Raw genomic sequence first — 13,409 nt, 5'->3', positions numbered from 1 at the left:
GACCTATGCGGGGGTGCACCGGGCGCTGAGGCGTCTCCGCGGCTCCGCGGTCGGCAAGCCGTGCGCCGCTCCGCGGTGCCGACGCCTCGCTGACGGCTGGGGCCTCGTCAGCCATCCGACGCACTTCGGCCCGCACCCAGACCACGGTCGCATGGTGCGCTGGAGCATCCGCATCTTCACCGACTACGCCCCGTTGTGCTCCTCCTGCAACAACCTCCGCGACCACGGCGGCTCCTGGTCGCTGTGCCCGGCCGGGCACGCCCGGATCGCGTGGGGCCGGAGCGGCGGGAAGTGTCGCGGATGCCGCCGGGACGCTGACCGCCGCAGATGGGCCGCGAGGCGTGCTGGAGCCACCACGGGACCCGCACAGGCTGGAGAGGCCGCTGACGGGCTGGTGAGCGCGCTGTGAGCCGCGCTGATGGATTCGCCCGCATCCCGGACTGGGTGACTCGCCACGCGCGACCCGCCCTCGGCATGAGCCCCGCGGACCTCGCCGCCTACGTTGTGCTGGTCAGCCGGTCCAACGCACAGGGCCTCACCCGGCCGTCCTATCCGCTCATCGCGTGGGAGGCAGGGATGAGCGAGACGACCGCGGCGGCCACGGTGAAGCGCCTCGTGGGTTGGGGTCTGGTGGAGGTCGTGGAGCCGGGACGGCAGAACCATGCCACCGTCTACCGCCTGGTGGACCGCCCCGACCTGCCACCCGTGCCAGAGCGCCCGCTGTCGAAGTCCGAGCGCCGGGCCCGCACCCGCCGCTCCCAGACTCCCGCCTCCTGGGAGTCTGACGATGCGGCGAGCGCTCAGGCTCCCAATTCCCGGGCCCAGGCTCCCAGCACGCGGGTGTCCGGACTACCGGAATCCGGTAGCGAAGTAGACACAGAAGTAGACACAACTCAAGTAGCAGTGGCCCAGCGTGCGCTGGGCGTCCGCGCGGATCGAACACCGGATTCCGGATACCTCGACGCCCCCACTCCTGCACAGGTGATGCTCCTCCAGGACCTCCACATCCTCAGCGGCCTCGGCATCCCCGAGCCGGACCGGGTGGACGACTGGGCGCACCTGACCTCCCGAGACGCCACCGCCCTCGTCGCCCTCTACCAGCGCGACATGGATCGCGGGGGCGGGTACGCCGGACCGTGGGCCGGGGATGACGACTACGACGCGCTCAGCGCCGAGGGCCAGCGCTGGGCGGACGCCGCCATGGCCCCGCAGGACCTGATCTGAAGGAGCACCCGATGACCGTTCGACCAAGAGCCGGAACCGGCGCGGCGCGTACACACGGCGCTCAGCGCCCGTCAGCGCCGCGTCAGCGCCTCGGCACGCCCTCCAGCCACCACAGGGCACCCGCGGCCCGCGAGGAGCGCTGAGCCGTGGTCTACGCCCCACCCCGCCGCACCGTGCTGAGCGCCGCCATCGCCAGCAAGCGCTCCGGCACTCGCGCCTACCAGGCCGCGCTCGACGCTCTTCCGCCGCACCACGCCGCCGCGGTGCGCGAGTACGTCGCCGCCCTGCATGCGGAGGCCGCCGCCCGCCGCGCTGAAACCACCCGCCTCCAGGCGGCGCTTGACGCCCGCACCCGAGGGAACCACCACCGAGAAGGAGAACGATCATGACCCGCACCGACCTCACCACCACCGCCGTGCGCGCCCGCCAGGGCCTCGCCGCCGCCTGGAGCCACGAGGACCCGCACCTGACCCTCGACGGCCTCCGCGCCTACCAGAGCGCGGAAGTCGCCCGCATCCGCGCCACCCTGCACGCCGCCATGCCCGCGGAGCCCACGATGCCGGACCGCGGCCCCGTGCTGGACACCCTCCGCCCGAGCACCGCCGACGACCACGCCACCCCGAGACCACGGCTTAGCTTGCAATCTCCTTGCCTATCGTGCGCAAGACCGGACGCCTTCGCGCCGGAGATAGACTTGGCCGGCACACAAAGTTGGATACGCCTGCGTCTCGAAGCGGGAGCAGAATCCAAAGGCGCGAGAAGCCGAGCTGCGCGTCGCCGGCTGCGAACGCGTGTGTTCATCGACCACGGCGAGTCGAGCCGAGTCACCGACCCAGGGGGTACCGGGGGCTCGTGTATCACGGCCTAAGTTCGGGCGGTCGGCGCCCTCGAAACCGGCGACACGCTCGTCATCACCACTTTGGACAGGCTCGGCCGGTCGACGCAGAACATGCTCGACTTCGCGCAGGAGCTGCGCGACAGTCAGATTCGTAACGCCGTGCGCCTGGTTGAGACCGGTGAGCCCGTACGCCAGGGACGACGTAGGCTCGCGAGCATGAGCGCGACCTTCCCGTGGACATGATGGCGGACCTGCCTCTTGCTGAGATCGCTGCGGACCTGTACGCGGGATCGCCGGGCAAGTTCGTCCCTGAGCGAAACACCCGTGCGAAAGCAGTCGAGGACGCTCAGCTCGGCGCCCAGATCCGCGCCCTGCGGAAACCTTCGATCGCCGCATGGTAGCGAACGTGTTCGCGCAAGAGCGAAGCGACCAGTTGCGTCAGGCATTGCAGCTCGCAGTCGAGCTTCGAGAGCTCAAGCAGATCTGGATCGGACAGCACTGGCGAAGCTAGGCCGCGAGCGGCGTGCGCTCACCCGATGGCTCGCAGAGCCATGGGTCAACCCCACCGAGACCGCGCTGTCAGTCCTGGCCTGACTGATCAGGCTGCCCGGTGTCCGACCACCGCCCAGTGCTACTCGTTCTGGGGGAAGCCGAGGTTGATGCCGCCGTGTGTGCGCTCGTCGCGCTTGGCTGGGTCGATCCAGCGCGCGGTGATCGCCTTCTCCCGCGTGAAGAAGTCGAAGCCGTGCACACCGTAGGCCTTCGCGTCGCCGAACAGCGATGCCTTCCAGCCGCCGAACGAGTGGTAGGCGACGGGGACCGGTATCGGGACGTTGACGCCGATCATGCCGACGTGGATTTCGTGCTGGAACCGCCGGGCGGCACCGCCGTCGTTCGTGAAGATCGCCGTGCCATTGCCGAACTCACCGGAGTTGATGAGCTCGACGCCCTCGTCGTAGGACTGCACCCGAACGATCGAGAGCACGGGGCCGAAGATCTCCTCCGTGTATGCACGCGAGGAGATAGGGACGCGGTCGAGGAGCGTCGGGCCGAAGAAGAATCCGCCCTCATTGCCTTCCACCTGGAACCCGCGGCCATCGACGACGATGTCCGCACCATCCGCCTCGGCGATGTCGACGTACGAGGACACCTTGTCACGGTGGACACCGCTGATCAGCGGGCCCATGTCCGGCTCGACCTCCGCCGCGCCGTTGCCGATCCGCAACTTGGCAATGCGCTCCTTGATCTTCTCGATGAGCTCGTCCGCGACCGGCTCGACAGCCAGAACCACGGAGATGGCCATGCAGCGCTCACCCGCCGCGCCGTAGCCGGCGTTGATAGCTTGGTCCGCGACGAGGTCGAGGTCGGCGTCGGGGAGGACGAGCATGTGGTTTTTCGCACCACCCAGCGCCTGCACCCGCTTACCGCTCTTAGAGGCAGTCTCGTAGATGTACTGCGCGATCGGCGTCGAGCCCACGAAGGAGATCGACTGCACGACCGGGCTGTTCAACAGACCGTCGACCGCGAGCTTGTCGCCCTGCAGAACGGTGAAGACCCCATCCGGGAGCCCTGCTTCCTTCCACAGTTGCGCGATCCACAATGCCGCGCTCGGATCCTTCTCACTGGGCTTCAGGACAACCGCGTTGCCGGCCGCGATCGCGATCGGGAAGAACCACATCGGAACCATTGCCGGGAAGTTGAAGGGCGAGATGATCCCGACCACGCCCAGCGGCTGCTTGATGGAGTAGACGTCGATGCCCGTCGACACGTTCTCGCTGTACGCGCCCTTCACGATCGACGGGAATCCGCATGCGAGCTCGACGACTTCCTGCCCACGCAAGATCTCGCCCATGGCGTCGGAGAGCACCTTCCCGTGCTCGGAGGTGATGATCGCCGCGAGATCGCTCTTTCTGGCGTTGAGAAGCTCACGGAACGCGAACATGACGGTCTGTCGTTTCGCCACTGAGTATGTGCTCCACACCGAGTAGCCCCGCTGCGCGGATGCGATAGCCAAACGGACCTCGGCGTCATCGGCGAGTGCGACCTGTGCGCTCACTGCACCTGTGGCGGGATTGTAGACTGGCGCGGTACGCCCCGACGCGGAGGTGTGGGCAGCGCCATCGATCCAATGCGGAATGGGGGTCGCTTCTTGCTGTGTCGCGGTGTATGTGGGTTCAGTGCTGGTCATTATTGCTGTCTTCCGTCTGTCTGGTATGGAATCCGGGGATCACGATTGCGCGGCCGGTGATCTCCCCATGTGAGAGGGCCTGGTAGGCCTGGTCGGCGTCTTCCAAGTCGAACCGGCGGGTCACGGCACGGCCAACATCGAATCCGCCGTCGGCAGCGAGCTCGGCGACCCTCGGGAGGTCTCGTCGGGTTCGTGCACCGAAAGATCCGCTGACGACTTGACCGCGACGCACGAGAGGCGTGATCGGGACGCGGGCGGTAGCTGCTCCTGCGGCGATGCCAACCGCGACCATTCGTCCGCCGTCCGCGAGCAGCGATACGGCTTGCTCGAACGTCTCCGGGCGGCCGAGCGCTTCGAACACGATGTCGGCGCCGTCTGGGGCGATATCCCGCAGCGCGGTAACCGCGTCGGTTGTGAGCGAGTTGATGATGTCAGTAGCCCCGAGTGCGCGGGCTGCGTCGAGCTTCTCATCGTTAACGTCCACCGCGATGATCTTCTTCGCGCCGAGGTGTGAAGCGACCTGCACGATGCTCGAGCCGATGCCGCCGGTGGCAACGACAGCGACGACATCGCCTGCGGCCATCCCCGAGGACGACACGGCACCGTATGCCGTGAAAGCGGCGCAGCCGAGAACGGCCGATTCTTCCAGAGGCAGTGCGTCAGGCAGTGCGGTCACTGCAGTCGCAGGAATGACGCAATACTCGGCGAGAGCGGCCATCGAATACATGGAGAGTCGACTACCGTCCGTGCGTGCAAGGCGAGACGTCCCGTCGAGGAGGTTGCCGCCGAGTCGGTTCTCCTGGAAGAACGTCGAACACAGATCGTCGCGACCTTTTCGGCATTGGGTGCATGTTCCGCACGGCATGACGAACGCGCCCACGATTCGGTCACCTGGCGCGAAATCCACCACGCCATTTCCGACAGCAGCGACGATTCCGCTGACTTCGTGTCCGAGGACTGCCGGTGCGGGGAATGCTACTTCGCCTTTCAGGACGTGCAGGTCGGTATGGCACACCCCGCAGGCGGCGACACGGACGAGAACCTCCCCCGATCGCGGCTGGGGGGTGAGGATCGTCTCAATGCTTAACGAGGGGTCGACCCCATCCCACACGGCGGCCCGCATCGTGCGGGGGATGTCAAGGTTCTCGTCCATGTCCGTCACGCAGCGTCTGTATTCTCTGCGGAGTGCTCCTGCAGGATGCTCATCGCTTGGTCTCCGGTTGAGTCGTCGTGGATGATGCTCATCAACGCCTTGACCATGCCGACTGGATTGCTGTGCTGGATGATGTTGCGCCCGTATACGAGGCCCTTTGCGCCCTGGCGCATGACCTCCGCCGAGCGGTCGAGGACCAACTGATCGCTTGCGAGGCCGCCGCCTCGTACGAGCACGGGAATTCCCGCGGCGGTCTCGACGACCTTATGGAAATCGGAGGCATCAGTGCATGGGTCTGCCTTGATAATGTCCGCTCCGAGCTCGACACCCTGCCGGACGAGGGTGGTGATCTTGGTAAGGTCACCGTCGACCTGGTAGCCGCCGGCGATGGAGTTCGGGAGCATGACAAGCGGTTCCACCATCAATGGCATCCCGTACAGATCGCACTGCCGTCGCACCCTGGCGACGTTGGTTACGCTCTGGTGATGCAGTTCGGGCTGGTCCGGGAGGAGCAGGAGGTTGACGACCACGCAGGTCGCGTCGAGAGCGACGGCTCGTTCGACGGCGCCTTCCAGGACCTGCGAGAACAGGAAACGCGGCAGTTCGTCGTAGTAGACGTTGGAGGAGTCAGTACGCATCACAAGCGACGGCTTCTCCTTACCGGGAAGGTTCTGCAGATGCCGGGCCATGCCGGGGGTGAGCTGGATAGCGTCGGGACCGGCGGCGACGAGAGCGTCGACGACTCGGGTCATGTCTTCGATGCCGTTCAGGAACGAGTGCTCGTTGGTGAGGCCATGGTCGACGGCCACATCGAGGCACCGTCCGTCGTTCGCAAACAGGCGGTTTAGTCTTGGGGTGTTGGTGGTCATGGTTCCTTCTTCGGTGTGCGGGTTGCGGATGTGATCTCAGGCGGCAACGAGGGCGGATTCCAGCTGGAGGACGTCGAGTTGATCCGCCGGCGCATCGGAAACAATACGTCCGTCACGCATGATTAGGACTCGGCTGCTGTTGTCGACGATCTCCTCCAGGTCGTCGGAAATGATGAGGATGGCGATGCCTTCTGCGGCGAGGCTTCGGATGAGCTGGTGGATCTCCTCTTTGGAACCAACATCGACGCCTACCGTGGGACCGTCCAGGATGAGGAAGCGCGGAGATGTCGCCAGCCAGCGTGCGAGGAGGACGCGCTGCTGGTTCCCGCCGGAGAGCTTTTCGATGGCGAGACTCTCATGGGGCGTCTTGATGCTGAGCCTCTCGATCCAGGTTCGTGCGACGCCGTCGACGGTGCGAGGAGCGAGCAGCCCGAGACGAGATCCGATACGCCCGATCGAGGACGCGACGATGTTCTTTGCGATCGACTGCCCGGAGAACACTCCTTGCACGGCCCTATCCTCCGGGACGTAGGCGATCCCCGCGGCGATGGCGTCCTTGGAATGACGCACTCGGACGGGTGCGCCATCGATGACTATCGATCCAGAGTCGATGGGCCGCAGACCGAACAGAGTAGTCGCCAGCTCTGTTCGCCCGGAGCCCAACAAGCCCACGAGCCCGACGATCTCTCCGGCGCTGATAGTGAAAGAGACCTGTGCATCCGTCCCAGCCCTGACGAGGTCGGTGACTTCGACGACAGTGGGGCGGGAAGCGAGGTCCGTCGGTCGGTACGGATCGGGGGCGATGTCGCGTCCGGTCATCGCGTGGGACAGTGTGCTCGTGTTGTAAGCGTCAGCGGGACCCTCCGAGACGATCTGCCCGTCGCGGAGGACAGTGACCTTCTCGCAGACGTCGAGCACCTCGGCGAGCTTGTGGCTGACGAACAGGACCGCGACACCGGCTGTCTTGAGTGTGCGGATCACCCGGAGTAGGCCGTCGACCTCCTTTCGGGTGAGTGCTGTCGTGGGCTCATCCATGATGATGAACTTTGCGTCGCGTTGGATGGCGCGGCTGATGGCGACGAGCTGACGGTCGGCGACCGAGAGGTCCTCCCCGATCGCCGACAGGTCCATCGTGATGCCGATGAGGTCGAGGGCCGCTTTCGCGGTGCTGATCGCGTCGCGTGGCCGAACGAACTTTTTCCCTGTGTCCAGCCAGTCATACAGAGCGATGTTCTCCGCGACGGTGAGATTCGGGAACACCAGGGCATCCTGATAGATGACCTGCACGCCTGCTCGGATGGATTCTCGGGGCCGACCGAGCGTCAGCGGTTCACCGCCGACAAGGACGTCACCGGCTTCAGGAGCGATGACGCCGGAGATCACTTTGATCAGTGTGGACTTTCCGGATCCGTTCACGCCGGCCAAGCAGTGCACCTCGCCGGGCCTGATCGAGAGGTTGACGGGGCCGAGGACTCGAATTCCCTCGTAGTACTTCTCGATGCCGCGGATCTCGATAACCGGGTTGCTCATATGCGCTCCTTCACCGGTGGGGGCGGATGGCGCCCACCCCCACCGTGGCTTCTTAGAAGTCGTACTCGTCCATGTTTTCGGCGGTCACGTCGATCCACTTGTCGCCGTAGACCACCTTCCCGTCGACTTTCACGGAGTGGTATCCATCGATGCCGAGGTCGATGCCGTTGACGACCTCATCGGAGCGTCCTTCGATAACCAGGTTCGCGAGCGCAGCGGCCGCGAATGCGGTCTCGGAGGGATCCCAGAACATGATGTGGTCCGCAGCGCCGGTCTTCAGGTACTGGCCGGCGACAGAGACGAGGGAGGTCCCGACCACGGCGATGCGGTCCTCCTTGCCCTTGTCCTCCACGGCACGGGCGATGCCGGGCAGCGCCGACATGGAGCAAGAGATCGAACCCTTCAGGTCGGGATAAGTGGCCATGAGCTCCACCATCTTGTCCTGCGCGCCCTGCTGGTCCTCGTTGTCTTCGATGCGGTCCGTGACGAGGGTCATATCCGGGTAGTGCTCCTTCTGGTACGCGACGGCTGCGTCGATGAACGCGTTGTGCGACTTGGAAGACAGGCTTCCGACCCAGGCGACGTACTGACCCTTCTCCCCCATGAGTTCGGCGAGCTGCTTCATCATGTTCTCGCCGTAGGGCTTCGCTTCGAATGCCTCGATGTCGAAGTCCACGCTTTGCATATCGGTGGCTTCGTGCGAGATCACAGCGATACCAGCGTCCATCGCCTGCTTGGCGACCGGGTCGCTCGCGGAGCTGGAGACGGGGTTGATGATGAGCCCGTCCGCGCCCGCGGCGATCTGCTGCTGGATGACCTGGTTCTGCAAGGCAGGGTCCGCGCCAGCCGGGCCGACCATGGTCGTCGGGTTTCCCGTCTCATCCGTGTACTGGTTGAGGCCGAGCTTGCTGCGCTCGTACCATGCGATGCCGTCGATCTTGTTGACGAACGTGATCTGGTGGGTGGCGTCACCGGAGCCGGAGCCGGAGCCGGAGCCTCCCTGCCCTACCTGGCTGCAGCCTGCGGTTACAGTGGCGACGAGAGTCGCGGCGGCCACAGCGGCCATCAGACGAGCGGATGTCTTCATTGTCAGTCCTATCTTCGCTACTCGGCTCGAACTCGTTCAGTTACCGGGATCGGGATAAATCGTGTACATGTCGGCGGGAAGGTCGTAGACGGGACAGTTGCCGAGTTCGTAGATGAAGTCGACCTTGTGCGCGCTATCCAGGTAGTAGTGCACGTCGATGTCGAACTGACCGGTCTGCATGACCTCGATGCCCTTGCTGGCGTACTCGGAGAGCACACCGGGAAGCTTCTCGTCGGAGACCTGTTCCTTGATGTGATGCAGTCCTTCGCCCTTGGCGTTGAGGAAGGCGTCATAGATCGTGGGGCCGTAGACGGGCTGGATGATCTCGAACTCCATGTCGCCGACCCGCGAGATGGCGATCAGAAACTTGTAGGGCTCAGTGACCTCTTCGCCCCCAACGCGGAGGTAGTCCATCGTTTCGTTCGTGAACGTGAGGACGGTCCAGGGTCCGATCTTGAGGTTTTCGATCCAGGCGTCCATCGTGCGGTAGATGTCGCGGGTGACAACCGCGATCTGGTAGATTTTGCGGTTCTTGTTGTGCTCGACGAGCTCTGCGTTGTTCATTGCTTTCCTTATCTCTTGGTGGTTCTGGCGAGGGAGATCGCGGCAGTGGAATCGACCGGGGGTACGTGTCGTCTGAGGGGGTGCCTACGATGGCTGATCAGGTAGCGGATCGCCATGACGGCGAGCAGCATCGCGCCCCAGGCGAAGTTGGTGAGGAAGATCGGCATGCCGAGCAGGCTCAATGCACTAGAGATCACCTGCAGGAGGACGAGCCCGAACAGCAATGACCATGCCGATCCGAAACCACCATCGGGGTTCACACCGGCGAGGACGACGACGAGGATCGCCATCAGCAGGTACGCGGAGCCGTAGTCGGCGCTGGCGGAGTTCGCTCGTGAGGCGATGATGAGACCGGCGACGGCGGCGAACGTGCCACTAATCATGTATGCGCGCATCAGGATGCCAGTGCTCCGAAGACCGGCGTAGCGTGCTGCCGTCGGGTTCGTTCCGAACAGATGGATCCTCAGGCCCGTCGCCGTCCGGGACAGGATGAGCAGCAGGAGCGCGAACGCGACCACGAACACGAGGAACAGCATCGGAATCCCCACGACGGCGAGCGTGCCGACCTCGCTGAGGATAGCGGGGAGCCCGGTGACAGTGGTGCCACGGGTGACGACGACGGCGAGACCGGTGAAGATCTGCATGGTCCCCAGGGTTGCGAGGATCGGTGAGATGCCGACCTTGTCGATGAGGAGCGCATTTACGAGACCGCAGGCAGCGCCGATCACTAGAGCAAGGAGCACGACGCCGATCAGTTGCACTATGGGCGGTAGAGCCGAACTCCACCCGTCGGCAGCGAAGACGAGGGCGGCGCTCACCCCGGCGAGGTTGGCCACGGCCACGATGGACAGATCGATGCCTCCGCTGAGCATGGCAACCATGACGGCCATGGCGAGAAGCGCGAACTCAGGCAGCTGCATGGCGATGCCCTCGAGGTTGCGTGCGCTGAGGAACCGCCCCGGAAGGATGACGCTGGCGGCCACGAAGGTGAAGACCATGAGCAGCGCGAGGGTGAGGACTGTTGTGCCCTCTCCTCCGCGTCGACGGGTCAACTGTCCTGTCACACGATCTGCGAACTGGGTAATGGCGTTCATACGACGAGCTCTTCCTGACGCTGGGGCACCGACTTCTTCCGGAGCGGAGAGCGGGCGCTCAGTGCCGTGATGGAGACGCCGAGGACCAGCAGGGCACCGACAACGAGCGTCTGCCAGTAGCTGGGGATCCGCAGCGAGATGAGTGCGGCGTTGATGACGTTGATGAGCAACACGCCAAGGAGAGTCCCCATCACTGTTCCGTGCCCACCGGTGATACGTGCGCCTCCGAGGACGACCGCGGCGATAACGACGAGGTCGGTGGAGCCGAGGTCGAGAGGGTTGGCGGTCCCGGTGTTGGTGGCGTGAACGATGCCCGCGATTCCGGCGAGAGCGCCGGAGGTGCAGAACACGAACACCCTAACTCCGCGAACGTTGATGCCTGCCCGCTCCGCAGCTGACGCGTCTCCGCCGACGGCGAAAATCTTCCGGCCAAGCAGAGTGTGATTCAGTAGCAGCCACGCTGCGATGGCCGTGGCGGCAAGGATAAGAACACTGGGCGAAAGGCCGAATCTCTCTCCGCTGTCGCTGCGGCTCTCAAGCAGCTGCAGACGGCCGAACGCTGTCATCCCGATAGGGAGGATGCTGATGATCGTGGCCCCCATCAGCGTCACCATGAGTCCTCTGATCGCGCTGGCGGTGGCGAGGGTGGCGATCAGGGTGGGCATCGCGAACCGGACGACGACGAACGCGTTGATCGCTCCGAGGGCGAGACCGATCACCGCCGCGATCAGGAAGGCGACGAGAACGTCGCCGGTGAACCCGATGGCGTTGAGGACCGTGGTCGTGATGAACATCGCGGCGATGGCGATGGCGGGGAAAGACACGTCGATGCCGCCGGAGATGAGGACTAGAAGCACTCCCAAAGCGAAGATGCCCATGAGGGCGCTGCTGTTGAGGATGTCGAAGACCCGCTCGACGGAGATGAACGACGGGTTCGCGACTGTCATCGCGATGGTGAGGAGTGCAATGAGGACGATCAGCCACGTTTCACTCCGCCGCAGGAGCGGCCCGAGGCTGGTCATGCTCGCTCCCCGTTCGCCGCCCAGTCCGCAAACGCGCCGAACAACAGGGACATGGAGGTGGCGCCGGCGTCGACGTGCCCAATGGCACGATCGCCGAGCGCGTGAGCCTTACCGTATTTGGCGCGGAAGTCGGAGGTGGATGCCGCTCCCGCGCGCGCTGCACCAGCGGCCGAGTGGAGCGCCTGGGGAAAGGAGTCATGCTGTGCTGCAGCATCTGCCAGCGCTTGGGACGCGGGGACGAGCGCGTCCACCATCGTCTTGTCTCCCACTGCTGCGCCACCGCGCTTCTGGATGTCGGCGAGGCCGGCGGCGACGAGCTGCGCCCAGCCGTCGACGGTCAGTTCCTTGACGCCAGCGAGGCGCGATGCACCGGCGACGAACAGCTGACCGTTGAGGACGCCGGACGCGCCCCCCATGGAGTCCACGAGCGCTTCGCCAAAAGCGTTCAGCAGGGAGCCGACGGTATCGTGATGGGTGGTGGCTATTTCAGCTGCCGCTGTGCGGTACCCGCGGGCCATACCGAGGCCATGGTCCCCATCACCGATGTTGCGGTCAAGGCTGCAGAGAAGGTCCTCGTTGTCCACGATCACCCCGGACGCGTACGTGAGCATGGCGGCGAGCTGGTCAGTCGTCAGGGTGTTCATGCGGCACCGTGCGAAACCGGCGCGTGGCCATTGTTAAAGAACGTCGTCCGTCCCGGGGCGTCGTAGTAGCGCTGCAGATGCTCGTCGAGCTCGAACAGCGTGATCGAGAAGCCGTGCATCTCCTGGCTTGTGGTGTATTCGCCGGTGATGAAGTCGTGTATCTCGAGCCCCTTGGCTTCCAGTACCTGGCTGACACGGCGGGAGACGATCAGGATCTCGGCGCGGGTCGTTGCCCCCAGACCGTTGACGAGGACAACGACGCGGCTCCCAGCCGGCAGCGGCCGGTCCTGCTCGAGGAGCTCGATCATCTGATCGGTCGTCTCATCGGCGGAGAGCATCTCCGACCGGCGGACGCCGGCTTCACCGTGATTGCCCATGCCGATCTCCATCAGACCCTCCGGAAGGGTGAAGGTCGGTTCGTCCTTTCCCGGAACGGTGCCGGAGCCGCTTGCGACTGCAATGCTGCGGGTGCGGTCTGCTGCGCGCTGGACGATATCGGCGAGCTCATCGAGGTCGGCGATCTCCTGGGAGGCAGCGCCGGCGATCTTCGACGAGAAAAAGACACCTGCGATGCCGCGCCGCTGATCTCGTTCGGAGAGGGGTGCAGAGCTGATGTCGTCGGCAATCCGCACGGCACGGTTCTCGATACCTGCGGCGGTCAGGCGTTCGCCGGCGAGGTCGAAGTTGAGCTTGTCGCCGGAGTAGTTGCTGTACACGAGCAGGACGCCGCGCCCGCGCTCGACAGCTTTCGCGGCCTTCACGATGGTGGCAGGTGGCGGGGCCGCGAAGATGTCTCCTTCACAGATCGCGTCCGCGAACCCAAGCCCGATGTATTCGAGCCATGCAGGTTCGTGTCCGCTTCCGCCGCCGGACACCACAGCGACCTTGTCTGGCATGTCGGTGCGGTAGATGGCGAGCGTGTCGTCCAACTTTTCGAGACCGTCGCCTGCTACAGCGAGGAAACCTTCCATGGTCTCCAGGGCATATTGCTCGGGGTTGTTGATGAACTTCCTCATCGTGGCGATGCTCCTCCTATTGGAGACACCCCGCTCCGAAGGTACCTGCGGTACCCAGACCGGAATCTCCGTTGATTCGAGTTGTTCATAATACCGGACCGCTGCCCGACATCGTGTACATTGAAGATAATGAGACGATGATCAGCGTGTCAAGTCCCCGTGCGGCTGACGCTGAGGAGG

The 13,409-nt window shown here is 64.8% G+C and carries 13 protein-coding genes; 3 read left to right on the top strand and 10 right to left on the bottom strand.

Annotation, left to right across the window (positions count from 1 at the left end; genetic code table 11):
• The first annotated feature begins 405 nt into the window (after positions 1 to 405).
• From MAE01_RS04335 to MAE01_RS16260, 3 genes are all read left to right on the top strand, one after another.
• Entirely contained in the window at positions 406 to 1,224 is an 819-nt protein-coding gene (locus MAE01_RS04335) for a helix-turn-helix domain-containing protein (RefSeq protein WP_147038322.1), read from the top strand.
• 146 nt (positions 1,225 to 1,370) lie between these two features.
• On the top strand, positions 1,371 to 1,613 hold the full coding sequence (locus MAE01_RS04330) for a hypothetical protein (RefSeq protein ID WP_147038321.1): 243 nt from the start codon (positions 1,371 to 1,373) through the stop codon (positions 1,611 to 1,613).
• A 530-nt stretch (positions 1,614 to 2,143) separates the two neighbouring features.
• Positions 2,144 to 2,305 (top strand): hypothetical protein, encoded by a 162-nt coding sequence (locus MAE01_RS16260; protein ID WP_307723742.1) that lies wholly within the window; start codon positions 2,144 to 2,146, stop codon positions 2,303 to 2,305.
• A gap of 388 nt (positions 2,306 to 2,693) precedes the next feature.
• Here the strand turns inward: MAE01_RS16260 and MAE01_RS04320 are convergent, their stop codons facing one another.
• The 10 genes from MAE01_RS04320 to MAE01_RS04275 are packed head-to-tail and all read right to left on the bottom strand — an operon-like array spanning position 2,694 to position 13,229.
• Positions 2,694 to 4,250, bottom strand: coding sequence for a CoA-acylating methylmalonate-semialdehyde dehydrogenase (locus MAE01_RS04320; protein ID WP_147038320.1), 1,557 nt, complete (start codon positions 4,248 to 4,250; stop codon positions 2,694 to 2,696).
• The gene (locus MAE01_RS04315; RefSeq protein WP_222591654.1) at positions 4,237 to 5,403 is read right to left on the bottom strand and encodes a zinc-binding dehydrogenase; all 1,167 of its coding nucleotides are present in this window, start codon (positions 5,401 to 5,403) and stop codon (positions 4,237 to 4,239) included. The genes MAE01_RS04320 and MAE01_RS04315 overlap by 14 nt, the downstream gene beginning before the upstream one ends.
• Before the next feature lie 5 nt (positions 5,404 to 5,408).
• Positions 5,409 to 6,272, bottom strand: a complete 864-nt coding sequence (locus MAE01_RS04310; protein WP_147038319.1) for a class I fructose-bisphosphate aldolase — start codon at positions 6,270 to 6,272, stop codon at positions 5,409 to 5,411.
• Between the two features lie 36 nt (positions 6,273 to 6,308).
• Positions 6,309 to 7,802 carry a sugar ABC transporter ATP-binding protein gene (locus tag MAE01_RS04305; RefSeq protein ID WP_147038318.1) on the bottom strand — a complete coding sequence of 498 codons (1,494 nt, stop codon included), beginning with the start codon at positions 7,800 to 7,802 and terminating at the stop codon, positions 6,309 to 6,311.
• A gap of 52 nt (positions 7,803 to 7,854) precedes the next feature.
• Entirely contained in the window at positions 7,855 to 8,889 is a 1,035-nt protein-coding gene (locus MAE01_RS04300; protein WP_147038317.1) for a substrate-binding domain-containing protein, read from the bottom strand.
• Positions 8,890 to 8,925: 36 nt separating this feature from the next.
• A complete protein-coding gene (locus tag MAE01_RS04295; RefSeq protein ID WP_147038316.1) occupies positions 8,926 to 9,453 on the bottom strand; it encodes a VOC family protein in 528 nt (175 codons plus the stop codon).
• An 8-nt stretch (positions 9,454 to 9,461) separates the two neighbouring features.
• A complete protein-coding gene (locus tag MAE01_RS04290; protein WP_147038315.1) occupies positions 9,462 to 10,547 on the bottom strand; it encodes an ABC transporter permease in 1,086 nt (361 codons plus the stop codon).
• Positions 10,544 to 11,569 carry an ABC transporter permease gene (locus tag MAE01_RS04285; RefSeq protein WP_147038314.1) on the bottom strand — a complete coding sequence of 342 codons (1,026 nt, stop codon included), beginning with the start codon at positions 11,567 to 11,569 and terminating at the stop codon, positions 10,544 to 10,546. The genes MAE01_RS04290 and MAE01_RS04285 overlap by 4 nt, the downstream gene beginning before the upstream one ends.
• Complete coding sequence (gene dhaL / locus MAE01_RS04280) at positions 11,566 to 12,213, bottom strand: dihydroxyacetone kinase subunit DhaL (protein ID WP_147038313.1); 648 nt, start codon at positions 12,211 to 12,213, stop codon at positions 11,566 to 11,568. Before dhaL ends, MAE01_RS04285 begins: the two co-directional genes overlap by 4 nt.
• Positions 12,210 to 13,229 (bottom strand): dihydroxyacetone kinase subunit DhaK, encoded by a 1,020-nt coding sequence (locus tag MAE01_RS04275; protein WP_147038312.1) that lies wholly within the window; start codon positions 13,227 to 13,229, stop codon positions 12,210 to 12,212. Before MAE01_RS04275 ends, dhaL begins: the two co-directional genes overlap by 4 nt.
• Positions 13,230 to 13,409 lie beyond the last annotated feature (180 nt).

This window comes from Microbacterium aerolatum (assembly GCF_007988825.1).
Classification (GTDB): Bacteria; Actinomycetota; Actinomycetes; order Actinomycetales; family Microbacteriaceae; genus Microbacterium; species Microbacterium aerolatum.
This window is presented reverse-complemented; position numbering and strand designations above follow the sequence as displayed.